Source organism: Nocardia sp. NPDC052566, assembly GCF_044547285.1.
Classification (GTDB): Bacteria; Actinomycetota; Actinomycetes; order Mycobacteriales; family Mycobacteriaceae; genus Nocardia.
In genome coordinates this window covers 987,283-1,013,593 of the sequence record NZ_JBIUAF010000006.1, presented here as the reverse complement: position 1 = coordinate 1,013,593, position 26,311 = coordinate 987,283, and the positions used below count along the sequence as shown (strand labels likewise).

Annotated in this window: 22 protein-coding genes; 13 read left to right on the top strand and 9 right to left on the bottom strand. The window is 67.9% G+C overall.

Going from position 1 to position 26,311, the window contains the following annotated elements:
• The first annotated feature begins 139 nt into the window (after positions 1-139).
• Positions 140-874, top strand: a complete 735-nt coding sequence (locus ACIG5A_RS34595) for a helix-turn-helix domain-containing protein (protein ID WP_397247895.1) — start codon at positions 140-142, stop codon at positions 872-874.
• Here the strand turns inward: ACIG5A_RS34595 and eccCb are convergent.
• From eccCb to ACIG5A_RS34570, 5 genes are all read right to left on the bottom strand, one after another.
• Positions 871-5,376, bottom strand: coding sequence for a type VII secretion protein EccCb (gene eccCb / locus ACIG5A_RS34590; RefSeq protein ID WP_397247893.1), 4,506 nt, complete (start codon positions 5,374-5,376; stop codon positions 871-873). The two genes, ACIG5A_RS34595 and eccCb, sit on opposite strands and share 4 nt — an antisense overlap.
• Entirely contained in the window at positions 5,369-5,734 is a 366-nt protein-coding gene (locus tag ACIG5A_RS34585; RefSeq protein ID WP_397247891.1) for a hypothetical protein, read from the bottom strand. The genes eccCb and ACIG5A_RS34585 overlap by 8 nt, the downstream gene beginning before the upstream one ends.
• 99 nt (positions 5,735-5,833) lie before the next feature.
• The gene (locus ACIG5A_RS34580) at positions 5,834-7,126 is read right to left on the bottom strand and encodes a glycosyltransferase 87 family protein (protein WP_397247889.1); all 1,293 of its coding nucleotides are present in this window, start codon (positions 7,124-7,126) and stop codon (positions 5,834-5,836) included.
• Positions 7,127-7,245: 119 nt separating this feature from the next.
• The gene (locus tag ACIG5A_RS34575; protein WP_397247887.1) at positions 7,246-9,774 is read right to left on the bottom strand and encodes a glycoside hydrolase family 3 protein; all 2,529 of its coding nucleotides are present in this window, start codon (positions 9,772-9,774) and stop codon (positions 7,246-7,248) included.
• A gap of 31 nt (positions 9,775-9,805) precedes the next feature.
• The gene (locus ACIG5A_RS34570) at positions 9,806-10,393 is read right to left on the bottom strand and encodes a TetR/AcrR family transcriptional regulator (RefSeq protein WP_397247885.1); all 588 of its coding nucleotides are present in this window, start codon (positions 10,391-10,393) and stop codon (positions 9,806-9,808) included.
• A gap of 41 nt (positions 10,394-10,434) precedes the next feature.
• Between ACIG5A_RS34570 and ACIG5A_RS34565 the strand changes: the two genes are divergently transcribed.
• The 11 genes from ACIG5A_RS34565 to ACIG5A_RS34515 all read left to right on the top strand — a co-directional run bounded on the left by ACIG5A_RS34565 (position 10,435) and on the right by ACIG5A_RS34515 (position 21,962).
• Positions 10,435-11,235, top strand: a complete 801-nt coding sequence (locus ACIG5A_RS34565) for a DUF4241 domain-containing protein (RefSeq protein WP_397248025.1) — start codon at positions 10,435-10,437, stop codon at positions 11,233-11,235.
• Between the two features lie 93 nt (positions 11,236-11,328).
• Positions 11,329-12,753: a pyridoxal phosphate-dependent decarboxylase family protein gene (locus ACIG5A_RS34560; protein WP_397247883.1), complete on the top strand. Its 1,425-nt coding sequence runs from the start codon at positions 11,329-11,331 to the stop codon at positions 12,751-12,753.
• Between the two features lie 148 nt (positions 12,754-12,901).
• Positions 12,902-13,813, top strand: a complete 912-nt coding sequence (locus ACIG5A_RS34555; RefSeq protein ID WP_397247881.1) for a dihydrodipicolinate synthase family protein — start codon at positions 12,902-12,904, stop codon at positions 13,811-13,813.
• A 45-nt stretch (positions 13,814-13,858) separates the two neighbouring features.
• Entirely contained in the window at positions 13,859-15,331 is a 1,473-nt protein-coding gene (locus ACIG5A_RS34550; RefSeq protein WP_397247879.1) for an aldehyde dehydrogenase (NADP(+)), read from the top strand.
• Positions 15,328-16,560, top strand: a complete 1,233-nt coding sequence (locus ACIG5A_RS34545; protein ID WP_397247877.1) for an NAD(P)/FAD-dependent oxidoreductase — start codon at positions 15,328-15,330, stop codon at positions 16,558-16,560. The genes ACIG5A_RS34550 and ACIG5A_RS34545 overlap by 4 nt, the downstream gene beginning before the upstream one ends.
• A complete protein-coding gene (locus tag ACIG5A_RS34540) occupies positions 16,557-16,883 on the top strand; it encodes a hypothetical protein (RefSeq protein ID WP_397247875.1) in 327 nt (108 codons plus the stop codon). The genes ACIG5A_RS34545 and ACIG5A_RS34540 overlap by 4 nt, the downstream gene beginning before the upstream one ends.
• On the top strand, positions 16,880-17,197 hold the full coding sequence (locus tag ACIG5A_RS34535) for a (2Fe-2S)-binding protein (protein WP_397247873.1): 318 nt from the start codon (positions 16,880-16,882) through the stop codon (positions 17,195-17,197). The genes ACIG5A_RS34540 and ACIG5A_RS34535 overlap by 4 nt, the downstream gene beginning before the upstream one ends.
• Positions 17,198-17,270: 73 nt before the next feature.
• Complete coding sequence (locus tag ACIG5A_RS34530; protein ID WP_397247871.1) at positions 17,271-18,746, top strand: FAD-dependent oxidoreductase; 1,476 nt, start codon at positions 17,271-17,273, stop codon at positions 18,744-18,746.
• A 28-nt stretch (positions 18,747-18,774) separates the two neighbouring features.
• On the top strand, positions 18,775-19,776 hold the full coding sequence (locus ACIG5A_RS34525) for a proline racemase family protein (RefSeq protein ID WP_397247869.1): 1,002 nt from the start codon (positions 18,775-18,777) through the stop codon (positions 19,774-19,776).
• Positions 19,777-19,810: 34 nt separating this feature from the next.
• Positions 19,811-21,235: an amino acid permease gene (locus ACIG5A_RS34520; protein WP_397247867.1), complete on the top strand. Its 1,425-nt coding sequence runs from the start codon at positions 19,811-19,813 to the stop codon at positions 21,233-21,235.
• A gap of 52 nt (positions 21,236-21,287) precedes the next feature.
• A complete protein-coding gene (locus ACIG5A_RS34515; RefSeq protein ID WP_397247865.1) occupies positions 21,288-21,962 on the top strand; it encodes a GntR family transcriptional regulator in 675 nt (224 codons plus the stop codon).
• Position 21,963: 1 nt separating this feature from the next.
• Here ACIG5A_RS34515 and ACIG5A_RS34510 read toward each other — a convergent pair whose 3' ends face one another.
• The 4 genes from ACIG5A_RS34510 to ACIG5A_RS34495 all read right to left on the bottom strand — a co-directional run bounded on the left by ACIG5A_RS34510 (position 21,964) and on the right by ACIG5A_RS34495 (position 24,783).
• A complete protein-coding gene (locus ACIG5A_RS34510; protein WP_397247863.1) occupies positions 21,964-22,515 on the bottom strand; it encodes a cysteine dioxygenase in 552 nt (183 codons plus the stop codon).
• A gap of 167 nt (positions 22,516-22,682) precedes the next feature.
• Complete coding sequence (locus tag ACIG5A_RS34505) at positions 22,683-23,591, bottom strand: LysR family transcriptional regulator (protein ID WP_397247861.1); 909 nt, start codon at positions 23,589-23,591, stop codon at positions 22,683-22,685.
• A 57-nt stretch (positions 23,592-23,648) separates the two neighbouring features.
• A complete protein-coding gene (locus ACIG5A_RS34500; protein ID WP_397247859.1) occupies positions 23,649-24,089 on the bottom strand; it encodes a DUF3592 domain-containing protein in 441 nt (146 codons plus the stop codon).
• Positions 24,090-24,171: 82 nt separating this feature from the next.
• Positions 24,172-24,783 (bottom strand): TetR/AcrR family transcriptional regulator, encoded by a 612-nt coding sequence (locus ACIG5A_RS34495; protein ID WP_397247857.1) that lies wholly within the window; start codon positions 24,781-24,783, stop codon positions 24,172-24,174.
• 171 nt (positions 24,784-24,954) lie between these two features.
• On the opposite strand from ACIG5A_RS34495, the gene ACIG5A_RS34490 reads away from it, so the two are divergent.
• On the top strand, positions 24,955-26,298 hold the full coding sequence (locus ACIG5A_RS34490) for an MFS transporter (RefSeq protein WP_397247855.1): 1,344 nt from the start codon (positions 24,955-24,957) through the stop codon (positions 26,296-26,298).
• Positions 26,299-26,311 lie beyond the last annotated feature (13 nt).

Here is a 26,311-nt window from a genome sequence, read left to right as displayed (position 1 = left end):
TCGACGGCAAGACAATGGGGCTGGAATCGCCAGGACGACAAGGCATTTGCCTGGACAGCCCTGCAATGACCTTGACGGTTAATGCAATTCGCCGCCGAGTTTGTTGCAATGAATTGTCGATGAATGCCATCCTTGTCCTATGCCTGGACGTCGCCTGGCCTATCGAGACCGCCGACAGATCACCGCGGGATTGGCGGACAGCCTCACCTACGCCGAGATCGCCCGCCAACTGGACCGCCCCACCTCCACCGTGATCCGGGAGGTGACCCGCAACGGTGGTCCCGAGAACTATCGCGCGGAGCCCGCGCAGCGGGCCACCGAGCAACGCGCGCGACGACGCAAGCCGCCCGTGCCGCTCGCTCCCCCGGCCCCCGAGTCCGCCGAGCGCGACACCGCGGCGGTGTACGAACTGGCCGAGCAGCTCGCCGCCCTCCTGGTGCGAATGGGACTGCCGCGCACCGCATCCCGGGTATTCGCCCGCTTGAGCGTCACCGACGCCGACAGCCTCACCGCCACCGAACTGGCGCAGGCGCTGAACGTCAGCCCGGCGACGATCTCGAAGGCGGTCGGCTACCTCACCGAGATCGGCATACTCCTGCGCGAACGCGCCGGCCGCCGTGACAAATACCGCGTCGGACCCGACGCCTGGGTCCGAGCGACCGCCCTCAGCGTCGAGATCGACAAACTCTTCATCGACACCGCCCGGCGGGGCGCCGCCACCCTCGGCGCCGCCACACCCGCCGGAGTTCGATTGGCGGATATGGCATGGAGTTTCGAGGCCATGTACCGCGCCGACGTGCAGACCGCCGAACGACTACGGGACGGCAGGTCCTGCTGCCCGGAATGCGGCGCGAGGCTGGTCGCCGAACCCTAGTCGCGGTCAGCCGGTTGGCCCTGTGTCCCGCTACTTCCGCGCTCGACAGGCGGCAGTTGAGCAACCTGCACCAATTCCGGTTCGCTGCCCGGGGATACGAAGGTCCCACGCCCCGGCGGTAACGAGGAAGGGCGGACGCTGAACATGACACCCTCGTCGCTCGTGCCGCTCATCACCAGTGCGTTCGCGTTCAGGTCACGCAATCTGGCGAGTATCGGTTCGTGTAGTGCCCGCGCCGAACCACCGCTGTGCCGTGCGACGATCAGGTGCAGCCCGAGGTCGCCGGCCTGCAGCAGATAGTCGAACAGCGGTGTCAGCGGATTCACCGACGACGTGATCACCAGTTCGAGATCGTCTACGACGACGAAGAATTCGGGCCCGCTCCACCAGCTCCGATCGCGCAGTTGCTGCACTGTCACATCCTGGCCCGGCACCCGCTCAGCGACGGAGTCGGCGAGCTCCTTCAGCATCGGGACAGCGGTGATGGCCGATGTCGAGTAACCAGCCGAATATTGGTCGTCGACCACCCCGAGCATCGTGCGGCGGTAGTCGACGACGACGAACTTCACCTCTTGCGGTGTCGCGCTCTCCATCAAGCCCGAGACGATATTTCGCAGCAGTGTGGTCTTGCCGTGCCTGGTCTCCGCGAAAGCTACAAGATGCGTCTGACTCCGAAAGTCGAGCGCCAGTGGGGTCAGATCGGATTCGCGCAGACCGATGACAACCTGATGCGGCGTCTGTTCGATATGCGCATTGCGCGCGATCTCCAGCACCTCCGCCCGCGAGACCTCCAGCGGCAGTAGCCGAATCGGCGGGGCACCGCGATCCGGGTAGCGGTCGCGCAGCGACCGGATGGCAGCCCGGACGCCTTCGTCCAGCGGTGCGGCGTCATCTCCCTGGTCCAGCCGCGGCTGCGCCAGCATGATGTGCAGGGTATCCTCGCCCGGCCCCCCAATCAGACCGCGACCGGGCACTTCCGGAGGTACCGAGCGCGCGTAGCGCCGACCGAAATCGGAGTCGGCAGGATCACCCAACCGCAGTTCGATTCTGGTACCGAAATGTTCCTTGAGGGTGGGCCGCAGGTCCGCCCAGCGCGCCGCCGAGCAGATCACCTGGATCCCACAGACGCGCCCACGGGTGACGAGGGCCGTGATCTGCGATTCGAATTCTTCGAACTGCTGGCGGAGCATCAACCATCCATCGACCACGAGGAATACGTCCCCGAACTCGTCCGCGGCGACCATCTCATCCGCCGGATCCGCGGGCGACTCGGTAAGCAATCTCAGCTTGCGTTCGCGGATCTCGACGATAGACGCCAGACCGCCAGAGCCGAGCAGCCGCTCGCGCCGACCGAGCAGTGCGGTCAGCTCCGCAATGGTGCGGCGTACCCGTTCCAGATCGAGTAGACCAGCAACGGATCCCACATGCGGCAAGTCGGCGAACTCTGCGAAATTGCCACCACCGAAGTCGAACACATAGAACTGCACGAACTCCGGCGGGCGCATCGCCGCCGCCGAGAGCACGATCGATTTGAGCGCCGTCGACTTGCCCGCCCCGGCGCCACCGACGACCGCGACATTGCCGCGTTTCCCGGCCAATTCGAGATCCAGTAGATTCTGGCGTTGCCAATACGGGAGATCGACCAGACCGATGAAGATCGGCATTGTGGCAGCCGAGGGTGGAAATCCGTTCTCCGGTAACACCATGCCGAGAGTCGGCGCTGTCGTCAGCGGCGGCAGCCACACCGGGCGCGCCGTCGGACCATGCTGACTCAGTTGCGCGACAAGGACTTCGAGCAGCGTTCGCTGCGGCGCACCGCCCGAATCGGCGGCGCGCGGCTGCCGCTCCTGCCTCGACACATGCGGGGCCTTGAAACGCACGATATTGCCGTCTGTCGTCAGGTATCCATGCCCAGGGGCTCTCGGCAGTTGATACGCATCCGACGTGCCCATCACCGCCGTAGACTCGCGTGCCGAGAAGGTACGCAATGCGATTCGGTAGGTCAGTTGGTTTTCGAGGCCGTGCAGGTTCTGCTCATCCAGTCGATACGTCGCGACAAGCAGATGCACCCACAACGATCGCCCGAGACGCGCGACCGTGATCAGCGTCTCGACGAACTCCGGCACCTCCGACAGTAGCCCCGCGAATTCGTCGATGACGATCACCAGAGCGGGCAACGGCTCGAGCGTCACACCCACGTCACGCGCATTTTCGTAGTCCGCGACATTGGCGAAGTCGCCCTTCCCCCGCAGCAACTCCAGCCGCCGGTTGACCTCCCCATCGATCGTCTCACGGATGCGGTCCACCAGCGTGAGGTCTTCCACCAGGTTCGTGACAACTCCACAGACATGCGGGAGACTCGCCAATTCGTTGAACCCGGCGTCACGTTTGAAATCGATCAACAGGAAGTTGACGGCCTCGGGCGAGTGGGTGACGGCAAGTCCGGTGACGATCGCCTTCAGCAGCTCGGACTTACCCGCTCCGGTGGCGCCGACAACCAATCCGTGTGGCCCCATGCCGTTCTCGGCACTCTCCTTGATATCCAGCGCAACGGGGTCACCGAATTGGTCTACACCCACCGGAAGCCGAAGCCGGTTCCTACCGCGTCTGGGCCGCCACAGCGCGCCGACGTCGACTCGGTCTTCTCGCTGGATACCGAACAGCGAAGCGAAGTCGACGTCACCGTACAGATTCGATTGGATACGCTCCGATACGCGTGGCACGCGTGGTTTTCGCGCTGCGGCGAACCTCCTGGGAACATCACCAGGCGAGATCGTCGTCGGACGGTACGTCGTCTCTCGCCAAGGATCGCGGCTCGCTGTCGTAGCACCTGGGATCGGCAACGCACGCACCAACCGGCTCACCAAATCGGCCGCACCGTCATCGCTGAACCCCGGCACCATCGTGATCTCGGGCTGCAGCTCCCGCAGATCCGGCATCGCGACCCGAAATGGCCGCTGCCCGAACAACGCCCATCCTGGCCCATCCGGAAGCCGCGCCGCCCGTTCCGGATTGACGCGCGATTCGGCCGGGCGATGCAACCGCATCTCCAGGTGCGCGGACAACCGGTCGAACATCCAGTCCGGCACCTCGGTCCAGTCCCGCACCGTGGCCACCACGTGCACGCCGTATTCCGGTCCCGCACTGGCCAATTGGCGTACCTTGGCTTCCACCTGCGGCATCAGCTCGGCGAAGTCACCCCAGCGATCGAGCAGCAGAAAGATATCCGCGACGGGGCCGTCGTTCAGCAGCCGCCTGGATACCCGCAGGCTGCCGGGCGAGTCGATACTGTGCTTGCGGTACAGCTGCTTTCGTCTGATGATCTCGGCGGCTATTCGGTCCAGCACCGCGGTGACCCGCTCCGGTTCGTCGTCACCGGCGACAGCGACGATATGCGGCAGCGCGCTCATCGAACCGAGGCGGTTGCTCGATTCCAGTACGTAGATCTGTGCTTCCTCCTCGGTGTGGGTGAGCGCGAGCGAGCCGACGAGTGTACGCAGTAGTGTGCTTTTTCCGGATCCCGAGCGCCCGACCACCAGCAGATTCGCATCGGTGCCCGCCAGGTCGAGCCAGACGGTTTCGCCCGGTGCGCCGTCGGTGCGGCGTTCCTGCCCGATCGGCACCTTCAATCCGCCGGTGCCCCACCATTCCCCGGCGCGCAGACCATTGCCGGGCACTTGTTCGAGCCTGCCGAGTAGATCACCGAGCTGTACCCGATCGCCGATCTCCAGCATCTGCGAATGCTGACGTCGCACCCGTGCGACATAGACCTGATCCTTCAGCAGGCCATAGATGCTCGGCGTCTGCCTGCTGGTGCGGGCGCGCACATCGTTGCTGACATAGACCCACAGGTCGTGCGTGCTGATCAGTCCGCGGCCGTTGTCGGCCAGACCGGTGCCGATGCCTTTCACCACGGCGGAGGTGAACACCGACAGCGGCGCGGAGCGATTCGCGCCCGCCACACCGTCCTCCGCCATCTCGACGGCGGTCGACGCGGTCATCACGCAGATGCCGTCGCCCGCCGCGAGCGCGCTGCCGACGTCGTCGATATTCGGCGCCGCCTTGACCGTCTCGTTCCCGAGAAACGCTCCGCTGTAACAGCAATCGAGCAGGATGATCTTCGCGGCGGCGGCCGAATCCCTGATCAGCTCCCTGATGAAGGACGAGGACACCGCGCTGCTGCTCAACAGCTGCGGGTCGGTGTTGCTGGTCGCCAGGTACAGGTTCTGCCTGGTGCGGATGCCGTGCCCGGAGAAGTAGAACAGCACAACGTCGTCGGGGCCCGCACCGCGGAACAACCGCTCGATGCTGCGCTCGATCTCGGCCTTGGATTCGTTGATCAGCAGCTCGGTCGGCCGGAAGCCGCCGATCTCCGGGTCGCGCAACACTTCTCGCAGTTGCTCGGCGTCGGAGACCGGCGCGTACAGCCGCGACAGCCCGGAAAAGTGATAGGTGTCGTTCGCGACGAACAGGGCGAGCCGCTGTCCGCTCGGACTAGTCATCGGCGAGGAGCTCACCGAGTTGTTCGAGTGCCTTGTCGACCTGCTTGTCGGTGGGCCGGGCGATGGTGACCTCGCGGTCGCCCTTCTTGACGGTGATCGAGGTCGCCCTGGTCCGCTCCAGGAATCTCAGGATGACGTCGCGCACTGCCCACACCGCGATGCCGCCGGTGCCGCCGGACGTCACCAGCTGACCGATTTGGGTCACCACATCGGATTTCGTACCGTCGGGCGCCGCGGCGGTGGCGCGGCGCACCGAAAGTCCACCGATCGCACGCAGATCCGTGTGTAGTTCGTCGGTCACCTCGTCCAGCCACTCGAGATCCCGGCCGGAATTGATGGTCAGCACAACATCACTCAATGGTCGTCGCCCCTCCTGCGCACATGGTGTGCCGAACACACTATCCGCGCGGGAGCGGGCGTGACCTACGGATTGCGCAGCGGGGCAACGCCGCCCAGGTCAGGCGGCCAGCCGGGCACTCGCCGCCGTGGCGAGCGCCGGCTCGGCCTCGCGCGCCGCCGCGGTGGCGGCACGGCGGCTCGCCACCAGGTAGAGCGCGACGAGCAGCACGCTCAGCCAGACATAGGTGTTGCCGATGACGTGCTGCCATGGCGTCCACGCGATTTCGCGACGGTCGCCGCCGGGCAGCCAGTTCTGCGGACCGTAGATGAACACGGCCGCGGTGACGACGACAACCACCGACCAGACGATCGCGCGCCGCCGCGGCAACTGGATCGCATAGCCCGCCATCGCGAACAGGCCCGGCGCGATCCACACCCAGTGGTGCGACCACGAGATCGGCGAGACGAGCAGCGTGAACACCGCATTGCAGGCCAGCGCGATCGCGGGGGCGTCGGCCGCGCGCCGCATCGCGGGCACGACGAGCAGCAGCAGCGCGGCGCTGATCAGCAACCACAGGATGGTGAACGCGGGCTTGGGCACGTCGAACCTGGACAGCACCGCCTGGATCGACTGGTTGGTGTGGAACGAGGAGCCGCTGAGCCCGGACACGTTGCCGAGGCCGCCGAACCAGTACTTCACCGATTCGCGCGGCAGCACCAGGAAGCCGGCCAGGGTGGCGAGCCCGCCGGTGACCGCCGCGGTGGCGGCCGCCTTGTAGTCCTTGCGCACCAGGAAATACAGCACGAACGCGGCGGGCGTCAGCTTGATCGCGGCCGCGATGCCGATCAGCATGCCGCGGCGCCAGCGCGGGGTCAGCGCCAGGCAGTCGGCCGCGACGAGCACCATCAGCAGCAGGTTGACCTGGCCGAAGTCGAGGGTGGAGCGGGTGGGTTCGAGCAGCATGGCCAGCGGCGCGGCGCACGCGGTGGCGAACAGCGCGATCTGGCGCTGCGAACGCTCCGGCCAGATGCGGCGCGCGACCATGTACAGCGTGACCGCGAGCGCGATGGTCGAGGACAGGAAGAAGCCGAAGGCCGCCGCGTCCCACGGCAGCACCGCGAACGGCATCAGCGCCAGCGCGGCGAACGGCGGATAGATGAACGGCAGGCTGATGCCGAGTGTGGTCTGCGGCAGCTCACCGTACATATTCGAGCCGTCGAGCAGCGCGTCGATGCCGATGCGATACACCTGCAGGTCGATGAAACCGCCGGTGATCTCCTTGGCGGGCCAGATCGGCAGCAGGAGGAATAGCGCGGTGAATCCGGCGAGTAGTACCGGGACAAGCCACACCACACGCCCGAATCGGCGGTTCAGCAACGTGGGGACATCGAAGGCGGTGGAACTACTCATCCGCGGCGACTATACCGACAACCCCGCCGAGGTTCGACGGCTGGCGTCACAGCTCGAACACATGATCGACCAACCTGTCCGATTTGTCAGCTCCGCTCGACGCCGAGCGCTCGCGCCGACTACTCGGCAGCCACGGTCGTGGTGCCGGTCACCCGGACGTCGGCGGTCGAATGGGCCGCCTGGATCTCGTAGACGCCCGGCTGCCACGCCCAGCGGCCCGCGGCTTCGTCCCAGATCTCGAACGCACGACGTGGGATGGTGACGACGGCGTCGGCGGTCGCGCCGGGATCGGCGGCGACGGTGGCGAAGCCCGCGAGCCAGCGGGCCGGGCGTTCGACGGTGGCGTCGAGCGGCGCCAGATAGATCTGCACGACCTCGCGGCCGCGGCGCCGCCCGGTATTGCGGACGCGCACGGTGACCGTCGAGTCGCGGCAGTCGATCGACTCGTAATCCCATGTGGTGTAACCGGATCCGTGGCCGAAGGGGTAGGCGGGTGCGATCTCCGCGCGGTCCCAGGCCCGATAGCCGATGAAAAGGCCCTCGCGATAGACGAGTTCACCGTCGGTCGGTGTCACCTGGGTGACCGGCGCGTCCGCGAGGGTGGCGGGCCAGGTGGTGGGCAGTCGGCCGCCCGGCTCCTCGGCGCCGAGCAGCACGTCGGCCAGGGCCGCGCCCGCCTCCTGGCCCGGGAACCAGGTCAGCAGGATCGCGGCGACCTCGTCGCGCCACGGCATCTCGACCGGCGAGCCGGCGTTGACGACGACGATGGTGTTCGGATTGACGGCGGCGACGCGGGAGACGAGTTCGCCTTGGCGGCCGGGCAGTTCGAGGTTCGTGCGATCGAAACCCTCGGATTCGACGCGATGAGTGGTGGCGACAACGACCACCGCGACGTCCGCGTCGCGTGCCGTCGCGACGGCCTCGGCGATCAGCTCGTCCGGATCGCGTTGCGGCGCACTGTGTGCGAGCGCGAACACGACGAGCGGAATCGGCAGGTCGGCGATCTTCAGCGGCGTATAGGTGAGCGACACCTCGACCGGTGCGCCCGCGGTCAGCTCGACCGTGCCGCGTTCGACCGGTGCGCCGAAGAACGCCTCGAAAGGATCGGCGCTGTCGCTCTTCTGCGGGCCGTCGTAGAGCACGACACCGTCGACGACGAGCCGGAAGTCGCCGAGTCCCTTGGTGCCGAAGTGATGTCGGCCCGATTCCTCCGGCGTGAAGGTGCCGCGCATCTCGACGCGGTGTAATGCGCTGTAGGAGATGCCTTCCGGGAATTCCCCGAGCCAGTTGACCGTCCCGTTCGGCAGGGTGTGCTCGCCGAGGACGTTGCCGTCGGCATCGGTACTGATGGCGCGCAGCACGAATCCGCGTCCCGCCTCGTCCAATTCCGAACTCGGGTCGGCGCCGACGGCGTAGCGCACCACGCCGTCGGGCAGCGCGGCCGTCAGCCCGTCCAGCGGGGAGACGATGTGTTCCGGGAACACCGTCGCGGAGCCGCCGCCGAGGATGCGGGCATCGCGCGCGGCCCGGCCGAGCACCGCGACCGTGCCGACCCGCGCACCGTCGATGGGCAGTGCGGAGTTCTCGTTGCGCACCAGAACGAAAGCGCGGGAGGCGATCTCGCGCGCCAGCGCGCTGCCGTCCACCGGCGCGGGCAGCCGGTCCCCGGTGACCGCGGCGTCGACGCCGTCGAGCGCGCCGACGCGGGCGGCCAGCAGAAGTACCCGGCGCACCGCGGTATCGACCACCGATTCGCCGACCGCGCCGGACCGCACGGCGGCGGCCAGCGCGGCGCCGTAGACGGTGATCGGGCCTGGCATCGCGATATCGAGGCCGCCGGTGATCGCGCCCGCCGTGTCGCGCGCGGCCATCCAGTCGGAGATATTGCAGCCGTCGAAACCCCATTCACCGCGCAATACTTCGTTCACCAGGTACCGGTGCTGGGTCATCGTGGTGCCGTTGACGCTGTTGTACGCGGTCATGATCGCCCACGGGCTCGCCTCGGCGACGATGGCCTCGAACGGTGCGAGATACAGCTCGCGCAGCACGCGGGGCGCGACCACGTTGTTCACCGTGAAGCGCTCGGTCTCGGCGTCGTTGGCGACGAAATGCTTGACGGTGGTGGCGATTCCGCCGTCCTGTACGCCGCGGACATATCCGGCGCCGATCGCGCCGGTGAGATACGGGTCCTCCGAATAGCTTTCGAAGTGGCGCCCGCCCAGCGGCGAGCGGTGCAGGTTGACCGTCGGCGCGAGCAGCACGTGCACACCCTTGCGGCGCGCCTCCTGGGCGAGCAGCCTGCCCGCGCGGCGGGCCAACTCCGGATCCCAGGTGGCGGCGAGCGCGGTCGGCGACGGCAGCGCGACCGAAGGGTCGTCGCCGGTCCAGCGGGTACCGCGGACGCCGATCGGACCGTCCGACAGCACCAGCGAACGCAGCCCGATCTCCGGCAGCGCGGGCAGCGACCACATGCCCTGCCCGGCCAGCAACCGCGCCTTGGCGTCCAGATCCAGCTTGCCGAGCGCGGCCTCGACGGCGATCTGGTGCGCGTTCTCCGTGCCGGCCATGCGGAACTCCTTCGAGTTGTGCTGCGTCGACTCCGGCACGGTACCGATGACCTGCCGGTTCACCGAGGATTTCACATTCACCTTACATGCGGTAGGTGAAGTTATCCGTTTGTTACCCTCGCAGCAGCGCGACGAAATCCCGGAACGCCGTCGGCATGTCGACCGCCTCGGGATCGAGCAGCCACTGCGTCTGCAGCCCGTCCATCACCGCGACGAGCAGCGGCGCGGCCCGCTCCGGCGTGAGACCGCCGGGCAGCCGGTCGCCGAACTCGTTGCGCAGGATGTCGGCGATCGCGGCCCTGGCATTGCCGTAGCGGTTCTGGAAGAACTCCTGCGCCGGATGATCACCGGTCACGCTCTCCCCCGCGAGCGCCATGAACGTCTGCACGATGCCCCGGCGCACCGCGTTGTATTCGACCAGCTGCTCCAATTGCGCTATCCGCCAAGAACTCTCGGATTCGGCGGGGAAGGCCGCGGTATCCCACCGGTCCCGCGCCTCTAGCACGCCGACCAGCAACAGCTCCTTGCTGGGGAAATAGTGCAGCAACCCGGGCTGGGTCAGCCCGACCCGCTCGGCCACCGCGGCCAGCGACGTGCCGCGGTAACCGCGCTCGGCGATCACCTCCATCGCCGCCTGCAGAATCGCCTCCCTGCGCTCCTCCGCCTGCGCGGCCCGGCCGCCCCGCTGTCGCTGCCTCACGGCCCGAGCCTATCGGTGCCGTTAGTGTTTGTGCCGTGACGATGTCCCGACGCCGTTACCTGCGCGCCTCCTGCGGTGCGCTGATCCTGCTCGCCGGAGCCTGCCGCTCGAATGCCGAGAACGCCGCGAGCGGCCCGTCGACGCCCCACAGTGCCACAACCAAGCCGACCGGCACGCCGCCTGCGGAAGACGACGGGCCGCCGACGGTCGAAGAGTTCTACGGCCTGCGCACCGGCCCCGCTCCCATGGGCGCAGGCCAGTGCACGCTGTCCGTCCACGATCTCGGCACGCTGACCGTGCATTCGGGCCGCGTCGAAGCCTCCGACCCCTTCGTCAACCTCGGCTACGGCCTGGTCGCCGCGGTACCGATCGGGCAGCACCCGGTCCTCCTGACCGCCGCCGACATCCCCAACAGCGACGGCACCACCAGCCAGTCGCGTAACGCCTACCTGAGCCTCGTGCTGGCCGACGAGCCACCGGACGCCATCGAATACCTGACCCCGGAGGGCAAACCACCGGCGCCGCCCGGCCAGCTCTACGGGGTATCCGTCGACGCGGGCCTCGCCGGATTCGTCGACGCCGCGGCCGTCGCGGACCTGCCCGCCGACTTCTCCACCAAGGTCGTCGAGACCGGCCGTCCCGACGACTGGATCACCCGCGTCGGCGCGAGCCAACTCGGCTACCTGAACACCGTCGTCCCGTCCGCCCCAGGGCAGGAGAACATCATCTTCTGCGCCTCCGGTTGGGGCGACGGCTTCTATCCCGTCCTCGTCACCCGCGCCGCCGACCACCGAATCACCGGACTGCACCTCGACTTCGGCGTCGTCTACACCGAGCCATGACCCCGATCCGATGTGCGGGGCACTCGCAGCGGCTCGACACACCTTGTGCGACTGGCTATTTACAACGATGACCGGTGCGAGGTTCGGTGAATCATGGCTGATCCGTTCAAAGAACAAGACATCGCGGCGCGCGCTCTGGAGCTGGTGCACCAGGCGGCGGAACCGTATCTGGATAGCTTGCCCGAGCGATTGGTGCACGACACCGCCGCCGACCCGCTCATCGACGAATTGGCCGGTCCGCTGCCCGAATACGGTGACGGGACCATGGCGGCCATCGAGCGGTTGGTCGCGGTCGGCACCCAAGCGTCGACGCACACCGCGGGGCCGCGGTTCTTCCATCTCGTCGTCGGCGGGACCACACCCGCGGCGCTCGCGGGCGATTGGCTCACTTCACTGGTCGACCAGAACTCCGGGCTGTGGGTCAGCTCGCCGCTGGCCTCCCGCGCGGAGACCATCACGCTCGACTGGCTCAAGGACTTGTTCGGCCTGCCACCGACTTTCGGCGGCGTGCTCACGCCGAGCGCCACCTTCGCGCACCTGACCGGCCTGGCGGCGGCGCGCTACTGGTGGGCCGAACGGCACGGCGTGAACGTTGTCGTCCAAGGCCTTTCGGGGTTGCCACAGCTGCCTGTGCTGACCAGCGGGCTGGTGCACGCCAGCACCCGTAAGGCATTGCAGATCCTCGGCTGCGGCCGTGACACGCTGCGCACCTTCGTCCGCGACGATGCCGGGCGCATGGATCTGCCCGCGCTCGAACAGGCGCTGATCGAACTCGACGGCGCGCCCGCTGTCCTGGTCGGCAACCTCGGCGAGGTGAACACCGGCGATTCCGATCCCATCGACGCCATGGCCGATCTGGCCGAGAAATACCACGCGTGGCTGCACATCGATGGCGCCTTCGGGCTTTTCGCGGCGCTCTCGCCGCGCACCGCGCATCTCGCGCGCGGCGTCGAGCGCGCCGATTCGATCACGGCCGACGGGCACAAATGGCTGAATGTGCCGCACGAGACCGGCTTTTCGTTCGTCAAGGACGGTTCGGTGCTCGGCAAATCCTTCGGCGGCTGGGGCGCGGCCTACCTGCCCGCACTCGACGACGAGCAAATCAGCTACAACATGCGCAGCCCCGAATCCTCCCGTCGCGCACGGGCATTCCCGATCTGGGCGACCCTGCGCGCCTACGGCCGCTCCGGCTACCGGGAGATGGTGGAACGCCACCTCGACGTCGCCGCCCACCTCGGCCGCGTCGTCGACGAGGCGCCCGACTTCGAGCTGCTCGCCCCGGTTCAGCTGTGCGTCACCTGTTTCCGCTATCGCCCGCCGGGCGTCCCCGAGGCCGAACTGAACGATCTCAACGCCCGCCTCGGCGCCGCCATCCTCGCCGACGGCCGCGTCTACGTCGGCACCACCACCTATCGATCGATGACGGCCCTGCGTCCCACCTTCGTCAACTGGCGGATCACCGAATCCGACGCCGACCTGCTCATCCACGTCATCCGGGAGCTGGGGCCCACGCTCTGAGGCCCACTGGCGCGCCTCGTCGAGATGCGCGCCACTCCGGAGGTCTTGTGTGACTGGGGTTACTCCGCTAGGTTAGTGCAATGTCACACGTCACACACCACTGACTGGGTTCTTTTCCCGGACAGGTACGCAGATGGAGGCTCATTTCATGTCCGAATCGATCACGTCACCCGCGACCAAGCCCTGGCACGGAGTGCTGGTCGCGACGACCCTGCCCTTCGCTGAGGACTACTCGGTCGACTACGACGCCTACGCGGAGCATGTGCGGTGGCTGGCGGCCAACGGCTGCCACGGCGTGAGCCCGAACGGATCGCTCGGCGAATACCAGACGCTCGGCGACGAGGAGCGGGCGCGCGTGGTCACCACCGCGGTCGCCGCCGCGCCCGAAGGGTTCACCGTGATGCCAGGCATCGCGGCGTACGGCGCACTCCAGGCGCGCAGGTGGGCCGAGCAGGCCGCCGAGGCGGGCGCGCAGGCGGTCATGCTGTTGCCGCCCAACACCTATCGCGGCGGACGCGACGCGGTCCTCGACCACTACCGCACCGTCGCCGCGGTCGGCCTGCCGATCGTGGCCTACAACAACCCGATCGACACCCGCATCGATCTCACCCCGGACCTGCTGGCCGAGCTGCACGGCGAAGGCCTGATCGCGGCCGTCAAGGAGTTCAGCGGCGACGTGCGCCGGATCTACCAGATCAACGAGCTCGCACCGGAACTCGATGTGCTCATCGGCGCGGACGACGTGCTGCTCGAACTCGGCATCGCGGGCGCGGTCGGCTGGGTGGCCGGCTACCCGAACGCGATCCCGCGGGTGACCGTCGAGCTGTACAACGCGGCGGTGAACCGCGATCTCGACAAGGCGCTTCCGCTGTACCGCGATCTGCACAAGCTGCTGCGCTGGGACTCCAAGACCGAGTTCGTGCACGCGATCAAGCTCTCGATGGATCTGGCCGGACGCAAGGGCGGCAAGTGCCGTCCGCCACGAGTTCCGCTGGCGCAGGAGCTGATCGATCGGATCACCGCCGACACCGAGGACGTGCTCGCCATGGGCTACCGGTAGGCGGGCGCGAAGTAGCGGACGCACCCGAAGGACGAGGAGCCAGCAATGACCGGAAGTACGGTCGAATCCGTCCCCGACACCACCTCCGACGCGGTGAATCTCATCGTCGAGGCCGCCGCGGCCGCCGCGAAACCCTGGGCGGCACGGGATCTGACCGATCGGGCAATGGCGCTGCGCGCGATCGCGGACCGGCTCGACGCATATGCCGCCGAGCTGATCCCGCTGGCGATGCGGGAGACGCAGCTCGCCGAGCCGAGACTGGCGGGCGAACTGCGGCGCACCACTTTCCAATTGCGCCTATTCGCGCAGACCGTGCTCGACGGCGACTTTCTCGGGGTGCGCATCGACACCGCGGACAGCGAATGGCCGATGGGCGCACCACGACCGGACCTGCGCCGGATGAATATCGGGCTCGGTCCGGTGGTCAACTTCGCGGCGAGCAACTTTCCGTTCGCCTTCTCCGTCGCGGGTGGTGACACAGCCGCCGCGCTCGCGGCAGGCTGTCCGGTGATCGTGAAGGCCAGTCCGGGGCATCCGATGCTGTCGCAGGCGGTTGGCCGACTGGTGGACGAGGCGCTCGCCGAATGCGTCGCGCCCAGTGGGACTTTCGGACTTGTCCACGGCCGCGACGCGGGGGTACAGGCACTCACCCATCCCGCCGTCACGGCCGCCGCGTTCACCGGTTCCACCGCGGGCGGCCGAGCACTGTTCGACCTGGCGAGCCGCCGACCGGTGCCGATCCCGTTCTATGGCGAACTCGGTTCGATCAACCCGGTATTCGTCACCGCCCAGGCGGCGACGTCGCGGGCGGCCGAGATCGCGGCGGGACTGCTCACCGCGATCAGCGCGAGCGCGGGCCAGCTGTGCACCAAGCCGGGATTGGTCGCATTGCCCGAGGGCGCACCGGTTTTCGACGAGTTGACCGCGCTGATCCACACCAGCCCGGTGCCGACCGGGGAACTGCTCAACGAGGCGATCGCGGACGGCTTCGCCCGCGCCGTCGAGCAGGTGCGGACGCACCCCGGCGTGCGAGTGCTGGCGGGCGGCGGGACGGACGAGGCGCTGTTGCTCGGTACCACGGCACGGACGGTGCTGTCCGATCCCGACGCGCTGCTGCACGAGATGTTCGGTCCGGCAACGCTTCTGGTGAGTTATCGAGACACCGATGAGCTGCTGGAGCTGGCCCGCTCGGTCGGCGGTCAACTGACCGTCTCAGTCTTCGGCGAAGATACCGACGACACCGCACGCGCGCTCATCGCGGCCGCGGTGGACGCGGCGGGGCGGGTGCTGTGGAACAACTGGCCGACCGGACTGTCCGTGACCTACGCACAGCAGCACGGCGGCCCGTACCCGGCGACGACGGCTCCGTCCACGACATCGGTTGGTACCGCGTCGATTTCGCGGTTCCTACGTCCGGTGGTGTACCAGTCGGTGCCGGAAGAGCTGCTGCCGCTCGCCTTGCGCACGGACAACCCGCTCTCCCTGCCGCGCTCGGTGAACGGGGCGCGGGCGCGATGATCGAATCCCCGTCCCGCACTACCTCGCTGCGGGGAACCGACATCCTCGTCATCGGCGGCGGCATGATCGGCTGCGCGCTCGCGGACCGGCTCACCCTCGCCGGCGCGTCGGTCCGCGTCTGCGAGCGGGGCGGGGTTGCCTCCGGCACGACCGCGCACGGCGAAGGCAATGTGCTCGTCTCCGACAAGGGGCCGGGCCCGGAATTGGCACTGGCACAGCTGTCCCGGCGGCTCTGGCCCGCGGTGCTCGACCGGGTCGCCGAACGGCACCCCGACGCGGCCGCGGCCGTCGAATGGGAACCCAAGGGCGGCATCGTCGTTGCCACCACCGAGGCGGGCGCCGCCGCGCTGACCGGATTCGCCGCCGGTCAGCGCGGCGCGGGGGTGCACTGCGAGGATCTCGACGCGGATCAGCTGGCCGCGGCCGAACCGGCGCTCACCCGCGACGTGTGCGCGGCCGTGTACTACCCGGACGACGCCCAGGTCCAGCCCGCCGCCGCGGCCACCGCACTGCTCGAATCCGCTACCGCGGCGGGCGCTTTGATCGAGACCCGCTGCGAGGTGACCGGCCCGCTGCTGCACGACGGCAGGCTGATCGGCGTGCAGACCACCCGTGGCCCGCGCCATGCGGATGTGGTGATCAACGCGGCGGGTCCATGGTCGGGCCCGGTCTCCGAACTGCTCGGCGCCCCGATCGCGGTCAAACCCCGTCGCGGCGACGTACTGATCACCGCCCCCATGCCGCCAACGGTCTTCCACAAGGTCTACGACGCGGATTACGTCGGCGCCGTCGGCAGTTCGGATGCGGCCCTGCAATCGTCAGCCGTCGTCGAATCCACCAGGGGTGGCCCCATACTCCTCGGCTCCTCGCGCCGCCAATGCGGCTTCGACGACCGGATACGCCCGGACAGCCTAGCGGCCATCGCCCGAAAAGCGTTGCGGCTGTATCCCATCCTCGCCGACGTCGCCATCATGCGCGCCTATGGCGGTTTCCGCCCCTACGTCGACGACCACCTCCCGGTCATCGGCCCAGACCCCCGCCTCCCCGGCCTGTGGCACGCCACCGGCCACGAGGGCGCGGGCATCGGCCTGGCCGTCGGCACCGCCCAGCTGCTCTGCTCGGCACTGGCCGGGCAACCGGACGAGATCGACATCGCCGCCTTCACCGTCGACCGCCCAGCCGTCATCACCAGACCCAACAAACGAATCACGGCGGAGGTGCCCCGTTGAACCACAAAGCATTCGACCGGCAACCACTGACCGTCATCGACGACAGCCCGGTAGCGCACGCGCGGACGCTCATCCACACGCGCGTCCGAACAGTCGCCACAGCGAGCCACTCGCCGAGGGCGGACATGCCGACACCGCACTCCACGCCACCGAACCCCTACCACGCCATCGGCATCGGCATCGGCATCGGCATCGGCATCGGCATCGGCATCGGCATCGGCATCGAACGGTCCCTGACCCGCAATGGCGGAGACACCGCGGCGCACGGGCAGACGCTCACCGGTGGCCACTCCGAACCGTGGGTCGAGGAGGTGCTGCGGTGAGCTCTGAGACTATTCGCCCCGATATCGATCCGGTCGGCCGTGCCGATCGGCCGTTGCGGATCACCGTCGACGGAGATCCGGTGGTCGGCGTGCACGGGCAGACGCTCGCGTCGGTGCTGCTGGCCGACGGTCGTTCGCACTGGCGCACTGCACCCACCGGCGGACCGCGCGGAGTGTTCTGCGGGATCGGCGTCTGTTTCGACTGCGTCGCCACCGTCAACGGCATCCCGGACGTGCGGTTGTGCCGACGCCCGGCCCGCGAGGGCGACATGGTCACCACCCAGACCCGAATCGCCGAGGAGGACGCCCGGTGAATACGCATTCCCTGCCGAGGATCTGTTCGTCTCCGGCCAGCGGTTCGACGGTCCAGAAGGCGGTGAAGCCCTGATGAGCAGATACGTCGTCGTGATCGGCGGCGGCCCGGCGGGTACCGCGGCGGCGGAATCCGCACTGCGGCACGGCGCTACGGTAACGCTGATCGATTCGAACGAGGCGCTCGGCGGCCAGTACAACCGGCGGATCCCTGCGGCATTCGGCGTCCGCCGACCGCTCAGCATCGGACATGGGTATGCCGCGTCCGAGCGCACAGCTCGTCTGCTGAGCGGACACCCCCGCTGCGAATACCTTTCGCTGGCCGCCGTCTATCAGATCGAGCGGCATCCCGAAGGCGGTTGTCCCGCTGTGCGATTGCTCATCGGCATCGAGGGCGATCAACGCGAGCACCGGGTGGTCCAGGGCGACGCGCTGATCATCGCCACCGGCGCCTACGACCGGGTGTGCCCGTTTCCCGGCTGGGATCTGCCCGGCGTCTACACCGCAGGCGCCGCACAGACGCTGGCGAAGACCCAGCGCGTACTGGTTGGCCGCACCGTACTGCTTTCCGGCACCGGCCCTTTCCTGCTTCCGGTCGCGCAATCGCTGGCCGAGGGCGGTGCCCGGATACCGGCGATCCTGGAGGCCAATCCGGGTCGCCGAATCGTCGAGCAATGGACCGCAAGGCCATGGGAGCTGCGGCACAGCGCAAACAAAGCCATGGAGCTGATCGAGTACGCAGCATGTGGTGTGCGGCACCGGATTCCGGTACGCACCTCGCATGCGGTGGTCGCCGTGGCGGGCGACGGGCGCGTGGAGGAGGCCACGGTCGCCCGGCTCGACGAGAACTGGACGCCGATCCCCGGCAGTCACACCACCGTGCCGGTCGACGCGGTCGCGGTGTCGCACGGCTTCACCCCACAGCACGAACTGGCCGTTGCCGCCGGTGCCCGGCTGACGGCGGACGGCTTCGTCCAGGTCGGCGCCGACCAGCAAACCACCGCCGAATACGTGTGGGCCGCAGGCGAAATCACCGGTATCGGCGGCTCTCAGGTTTCCGCTGTCGAGGGCGCGATCGCTGGAACCGCCGCAGCGGGCGCCACTGCGAACCGCGCACTGCGGGCACGCCACCGCACCGCCGAGCAATTCGTGGCAAGGCTCGCGGCCGCACACCCGCTGCGCCCCGGCGTATTGACCTGGTCCCGACCCGAGACGGTCGTCTGCCGCTGCGAGGGCACCACCCGCGGTGAGCTCGCGGCCGCCTGGTCCCGTAGCGGAGGCGACAGCTACCGGCCCGCCAAACTGGCCACCCGCGCTGGTCTCGGTCCGTGCCAAGGCCGGATGTGCGCCGCCACCATCGAGGCACTACGCGAGCGGGAATGTGCCGATACCTCAACGGCCACGACAACTCCGGGCCTGGCCGCGGCCACCCCGGCCTGGCGTCCACTCGCCGCCCCTATTCGCCTGCGCGAACTCGCCGAACTCGCCGAACTCGACAACGCGGCGACGGGCCCGGCGGAACCGCCTTGCGTCACCCCGCAGCGACCGTGAATACCGTGACCAGACAAGGACTTTCCTGATGCGCAGCACCATGATCATCTCCGCGATCGACACCCACACCGAGGGCATGCCAACCCGGGTGATCACCGGCGGCGTCGCCGCCATCCCCGGCGCCACCATGGCCGAGCGCCGGATCTACTTCGCCGAGCACCTGGACGATCTGCGCAAGCTACTGATCAACGAACCGCGCGGCCACGCGGCGATGAGTGGCGCCATCTTGCAACAAGCCACCACCGACGACGGCCACTACGGTGTGCTGTTCATCGAGGTCAGCGGGCTGCTGCCGATGTGCGGGCACGGCACCATCGGCGTCGCGACGGCACTGGTCGAGGCCGGGATGGTGCCGGTGGTCGAACCGGTCACCGAGATCCGCCTCGATACTCCCGCGGGCCGGGTCGTCGCCTCGGTCGAGGTCAACGGCGGCCACGCCGATTCGGTGACGCTGCGCAATGTGCCCGCCTACTGCGACAGCCTCGACAACGATGTCGAGGTGCCCGGCCTCGGCGCCGTGCGCTACGACATGGCCTACGGCGGCAACTTCTACGCCATCGTCGATCTCGGCAAGCTCGGCCTGCCGTTCGATCGTGCGCACAAGGGCCGGATTCTCGACGCTGGGCTGCGAATCATGGCGGCCATCAACGAATCCCGGCGTCCGGTGCATCCCGAGGACGAGCGGATTTCGGGCTGCAAGCATGTGCTGTTCCTCGATCCCGCGTCCGAACCCGCGCACACCCGGCACGCGATGGCCATCCATCCCGGCTGGTTCGACCGCTCCCCCTGCGGCACCGGCACCTCCGCGCTGCTGGCCCGCCAGCACGCCCGCGGCCTGCTCTCCGATGACCAAGTGCTGCAAAACGATTCGTTCATCGGCACCACCTTCTACGCACGCGCCGTCGACACCACCTCGGTGGGCGAGCACCCGGCGATCGTGCCCGCGATCACCGGCCGAGCCTGGCTCACCGGCACCGCGAACTACCTACTCGATCCCACCGACCCTTTCCCGCAGGGCTTCGTCTTCTAACACGCTCCACCGCACCACCTCGAAAGGCCAGTCAATGAAGACCGTCGTCGCCAGACCCGCACGCCCGCCGCTCACCAGGAGCGGGGTGATGCGCCGCCAGCCGGTAATCGTCACCGACACCGGCGATTTCACCAAGAGCATGGGGCTGTGGCAGCTAGTCGCGCTGAGCCTCGGCGGGCTGGTGGGAGCGGGCGTGTTCTCCCTGGCCGGGGTGGTGGCCAACGAGGTGGCCGGCCCCGCCGTGCTCGTCTCGTTCGCCATCGCGATCATCGCCTCCGGCGCGGCGGGCCTGTGCTACGCCGAATTCGCCGGCATGGTCCCGCGCGCAGGCTCGGCGTACACGTATTCCTATGTGGCGCTGGGCGAGATCATCGGCTTCATGATCGGCTGGGATCTGCTGCTGGAGTACACCGCCATCGTGTCGGTCGTGGCGATCGCGGTCTCCGGCTACCTGAACTACATCACCCACTACATCGGATTCGATTTGCCCACATGGGCACTCGGCGCGCCGGGCACGGGCGCCGGGCACAAAGTCGACCTGTTCGCCATGCTGCTGTGCCTGCTGCTCGCCTTCCTGCTCTCCCGCGGCACCCGCGAATCCGCCCGTGTGCAAACCGGACTCGTCGCGCTCAAGATGGTCATCGTCGCCATCGTGGTGGTCGCGGGCGCCTTCAATATCAAGGCGGGCAACTACCAGCCGTTCTTCCCGTTCGGCGTCGGCGGCGCGGTGTCCGGTGCGGCACTGGCGTTCTTCGCGGTCTACGGCTACGACGCGATGAGCGCCGCCGCCGAGGAATCCAAGGACGGCAAGAAGCTGATGCCCAAGGCGATCATGATCAGCCTCGGCATCGCGTCCCTGGTCTATCTGCTGGTCTGCCTCGTCATCGTCGGCATGGTCAACTACACCGACATCAACATTTCGTCGCCGTTCTCCAGCGCCTTCGACACGATCGGCATGGGCATCCTCGGCCTCGTCATCGCGGTCGGCGCCGTCATCGGCGTCACCACCTCGGCATTCGCCAATATGCTCGCCGTCACCCGCGTCGGTTTCGCCATGAGCCGCGACGGCATGCTGCCCGCCTACTTCGGCAAGTCGAGCCCGCGCCGGCGGGTGCCGACCAGGGTGATCTGGCCGGTCGGCATCGTCTCCGCGCTGATCGCCGGATTCCTGCCGATCCGGGAGGCCGCCGAGCTCACCAATGTCGGGATCCTGATGGCGTTCATCGTGGTGGCGCTCGGCGTGATGCGGCTGCGCCGGACACGCCCGGATGCCGAGCGCGCCTTCCGCACCCCGTGGGTGCCGGTGGTGCCGCTGATCGGCATCGCGTTCTCCGCCTGGCTGATCAGCCACCTCACCTGGGTGACCTGGGTGCGGTTCCTGGTCTGGCTGGCACTGGGCCTGGCGCTGTACTGCGGCTTCAGCTATCGGCACTCGAAACTGAACAGCGTTGAGACGTAACTACTCTTATATCGATGTGGCTCGCCCACCTGGAGAAACCCGGAGCACAGTGATGATCGAACGGTTGGATACCCGCAAGCGGCCCACGCTGCGCGACCACGTATCGGATGCGCTGCGTGCCGCGATCATCTCCGGCGAGCTGGAGCCGGGGGTGCTGTACTCGGCGCCGTGGCTGTCCGAGCGGTTCGGCGTCTCCGCGACGCCGGTCCGCGAGGCGATGCTGGACCTGGTCAAGCAGGGACTGGTGATCTCGGTGCCCAACAAGGGGTTCCGGGTCACCGAGACCTCCGACGACGATCTCGACGCGATCGCCAAGATCCGGCTGCTGCTGGAGCCGCCGAGCGTCCGGTCCATCGTCGGCGACATCCCCGAGGCCGATATTCCCGGCCTGCGCCTGCAGGCCGACAAGATCGTCGATGCAGCCAAGCGCGGTGATCTCGTCGAATACGTCGACGCCGACCGCCGATTCCACCTGATGCTGCTCGACTACTGCCGCAACCCGCGGCTGTCGCAGATCGTCAGCGACCTGCGAGCCCAGACCCGGCTCTTCGGCCTCGCCGCGCTCGTCGAGCGCGGCGAGCTGGAGAAGTCGGCGCAGGAGCACCACACGATCGTCGACCTCATCGAACAGCGCAGGGGCGAGGAGGTCGAGCGCTTCCTGCGCAGCCATATCGGCCACGTTCGCGGCATCTGGGCCGCGGGCAACGCACCCGACGGCGTCGGGTAACTCAGTCGGCCACGATGGGCAGGCGATACTCCCGGCGCACGCTTGTGCCGAGTTTGCCGATATTGGCGCCGTAGATGTGGATCGAAATCACCTTGCCCGCACCGGCATTGCGCACCAAGTGGATATCGCCGGGCGGGGCGAAGCCGCAGGCGGTGCCCGCGGCGTTGACCACGTCGGCCGCGACGACGAGCCGCGCGGTGCTGCCCGCACCGCGCAGCTCGTAGCGCTGTTCGGCCTCGGCGCCCTCGTAAACCCCTGCGACACACCAGGCGACGTGATCGTGGATCGGCGTCTGCTGCCCCGGCATCCACACCAGGGCGACCACCGAGAAGCTGCCGTCGTCCTCGGTGTGCACTAGATGCTGCCGGTACCTGCCCGCGTCACCCTCGCGGTACTCAGGGGGCAGCAGGTTCGGTCGCGCCAGGAAACACTCGAGCCGCTCGGCGACCAGCCGTGCGGACTCCGCGGGCGAGCGTTCCAGCTGAACGACTTCCCTTATCGCGCAGACGAGATCGGCGAGAACGGGCGTAGCGGGCGCGGTGCTGATGGACATGGCGACTCCGATCAACGAGTGAGTAGCTGCCGAGCGCGCACCGACGGGACCGGCGGCATCGGCTCATGCCGCCAGCATGCAACGCACCGACCCATGGGTCCACTTAGACATTCTTGCCGTAACCCAAGGAACTCTTATGGGTCGTATCTACAGCGCCACAACGGCTTTCACGACGGCACGAGATCATGCGCGGCCACCTGGAGCGCCTCCATCATGAGCCGGGTCACCGGGATCCGCTGATGCCCGGACAGCGTGTACGCCGTCACCGTCCTGGAGTCCGCGGGGAACACCGGGCGGCTGATCACCTGCGGATGCCGGAAGAACAGCTGGACCATGCTCGGCATCACCGCGATTCCGGTACCGGCGGCCACCAGGCTCTGCACGGCGAGATTGTCGTCGGTGGTGAAGTCGATATGCGGTTCGAAGCCCGCGCTCGCGCAGGATTCGATGAAATGGCTACGGCAGCGCAGACATCCGGCGATCCACCGCTCCTCGGCGAGCTGTGCCAGCTCGACCGAACGCCGCCGCGCCTGCGGATGCCCGCGCGGCAGCAGCACCATCAGCGGATCGTCGAGCAGCGAAATCTTGTACAGGTCATCGGCTTCCAGCTGTTCACCGGAGGCGCCGTAGGTGAACGCCAGCGTGATGTCGCAGTCGCCGCGCCGCAGCGCCTCCACCGAATCCGGCGGTTCCGCGTCGAGCAGTTCGATCCTGATGCCTGGATGGCGGATCTTGATCGACGCCACGGCGGGCGGGATGAGCGTCGCACTCGCACTGGGGAACGCGCACACGCGAATCCGCCCCGACTTCAACTGCGTGATCGCTGTCATCTGCCGCTGCGCCGCCGCGATGGTCCCGAGGATGCCCGCGGCATGGCGGGCGAGCACCTCGCCCGCCTCGGTCAGCCGCAGCCCGCGCCCGACGCGCACGAACAACGGCGTACCGACCGACCGCTCGAGCGCCTTCATCTGCTGGCTGATCGCGGGCTGGGTATATCCGAGATTCCGCGCCGCCGCCGCGAACGAGCCGGTCCGCACAACCTCGTCGAATACCCGAACATGCCGCGAATCGAACATCGCTCCACCATAAGCATCCCTTTGCCCCCCAACATAACTCGCACATAACACCCGTGGTCACGGGCTCTTCGCGACCAACACCATGAACGCGACGCTGCCCGCCAGGATCACCGTGAGGAACAGCAGCACGAACACCGTGCCGACCACCGTCGCCACAGGTTTCGGCGCCGACGCGGTGGCGTTCTTCTCGTGCCCCTCGGCGTAGTACACCGTCACGTCATCGCCCTCGATCCTGGTCGCCGGGCCGCCCGTCTCCTCGAAGCGGACCACCTGGCCGTCACCTGCGGTGAACTCGTAGACGTGGTGCAGTGTCGTGCTCACGCTCGAATCCCCGCCGCCGCCACTGGTCGTCGTGAAGGTGTGCACACAGCGGCCCTTCGCCGTCACCCCGCTGGCCCACGCCTTGCGCAACTGGAGCGCTTGGCGAATCGCCCGATACGCCATGAGCACGATCACCACGTCGATGAGGCTCGGCACGATGTAGAAGAAGATTTCCATGGTCCCCCGATGCGATTCCGTTGCGCCGCTCTGGAACTCCCTGCGTGAGCGACGCGTCGAGGAGAGATCGCGCAGGGGCTTGCTACCGCAACACTCGGCCCGGGGCGAACGCGCGCAACACCGCATCGACCAGCCCGTCGGCGAAGGCCTCGTCGAGCGGGCCGGAGCGCAGCAGCCAGCGCTGCGTGATCGGCGCGTAGAGCAGATCGAGCACCAGCTCCAGATCGGCGTCGGCGGCCAACTGTCCGGCGTCCTGCCCACTGCGCAGCCGGGCCAGCTTCGCCTCCCTGATCGGCCGCTCCATCCGCTCCCGGTAGGTGGCGGCCAGCTCCGGATCGTTGATGATCTCGATATTGAGCGCGCGCACCGGCGCCTCGAACACGGGATCGGCGAACTCGGCGACCGTGGCGCGCAACACGATTCGCAGATCCGCCGCGAGATCCCCGGTGTCGGGCAGCGCGAGATCCCCGTCGGCACCCTCACTGAGACTGAGCAGCGAATCGAAAACCACCGCACCCTTGGACGGCCACCACCGGTAGATCGTCTGCTTCCCCACCCCCGCACGCGCGGCGATCGCCTCGATCGACAACTTGGCGTACCCGACCTCGGTGATGAGCTCATGGGTCGCGGTCAGGATCGCGACCCGCGACCGCTCACTGCGCCGCGACGGCTCGGGTGTATTCGATGCAGCCATGCCACACCCTACAACGAAACGAGACGGTCCGTCTTGGATCTGGGGATCGAACTTCATCGAAAACTCTTGTGCGCCAGGTCACAGCGTGAGTAGCATGCTACTCACCATTTGAAGCATGCCACCTTGCTGGGTGGTGTGACGACATGGCTGGCTCTGTGCTGTGGAGGAAAGATGAATCAGGCGTTGCCCCGCGCCGAAGCGGGCTCATTGCAGGCCGACACGATCCGGAAGATCACGGTGCGGATCGTCCCGCTCCTGATGGTCGGCTACATCGTGAGCTATATCGATCGGATCAATGTCGGCTTCGCCAAATTCGGCATGGAGAAGACGTTCGGGATGAGCGCCACCCAGTACGGCTTCCTGGCAGGCATCTTCTTCGTCGGATACGTGCTCGCGGAGGTGCCGAGCAATATCGTGATGACGAAGGTCGGCGCCAGGGTCTGGCTCAGCCGAATCCTGGTGACCTGGGGCATCATTGCCACCATCACCGCCTTCGCACCGAACCTGGAGACGGTGTACGTGCTGCGCTTCCTGCTCGGCGTCGCGGAGGCGGGCTTCTTCCCCGGCATCATCGTCTACCTCACCCGCTGGTATCCCAATGCCCAGCGCACCAAGGTGATTTCGACCGTCATGGTGGCGATTCCGGTGGCCAGCGTGATCGGCGGACCGCTCAACGGCTGGATCCTGGATTCCTTCGACGGCGCGTTCGGCCTCGACGGCTGGCGATGGGTCTTCATCGTCGGCGGCATTCCCGCCGTGGTGCTCGGCGGCGTCTTCTTCCTCTGGCTGACCGAATCACCCACGCACGCCAGGTGGTTGAGCGACGCGCAACGCGCCTGGCTCGTCGACACGCTCGCGGTCGAACATGCCGAGCGAGCACAGCAGGCGCCGGCCGGACATCGCGCGGCACTGGCGAACAAGCGGGTCATCGCGCTGTGCCTGGCCTACTTCCTGCTGCTGTGCGGCGCGTACCCGCTGACCTACTGGATGCCGTCGGTGATCAAACACGTCGGGCACGGGTTGAGCGGCACGCAGATCGGCTGGCTGTCGGCGGCGCCGTTCCTGATGGCGGCCGTCTGCATGTTCGTCACCGGGCGTGTCATCCGCGACACGCGTTCGGCGCGACCGGTATTGATCGCACTGGCGATCTCCGTGGTTGCCTTCGTGATCACCGCGGCCAGCCTCGGCGCACCGGCCGCCGCCTTCGCCGCCATCACCGTCGCCACCATGGCAGCGCAGACGGCCAAGCCGCTGTTCTGGTCCGTGCCGACCGCCTATCTCGCCGGTGTCGGCGCGGCAAGCGGTATCGCACTGATCAACTCGCTCGGCAACGCGGCGGGCTTCGTCAGCCCGTACGCCTTCGGCTGGATCCAGGACGCGTCCGGCGGCAATACCAGCGTCGCGATGACCGTCATGATCCTTGCGAATGTCGCCGCCTTCGCCGTGATCGGCATCCTGACCTTGCGATCCAGGGCCGAGCGCGGTGCGCCCGCCACGTCGGGCGCGGGTGCCTAGCGCGGCCCGTCGA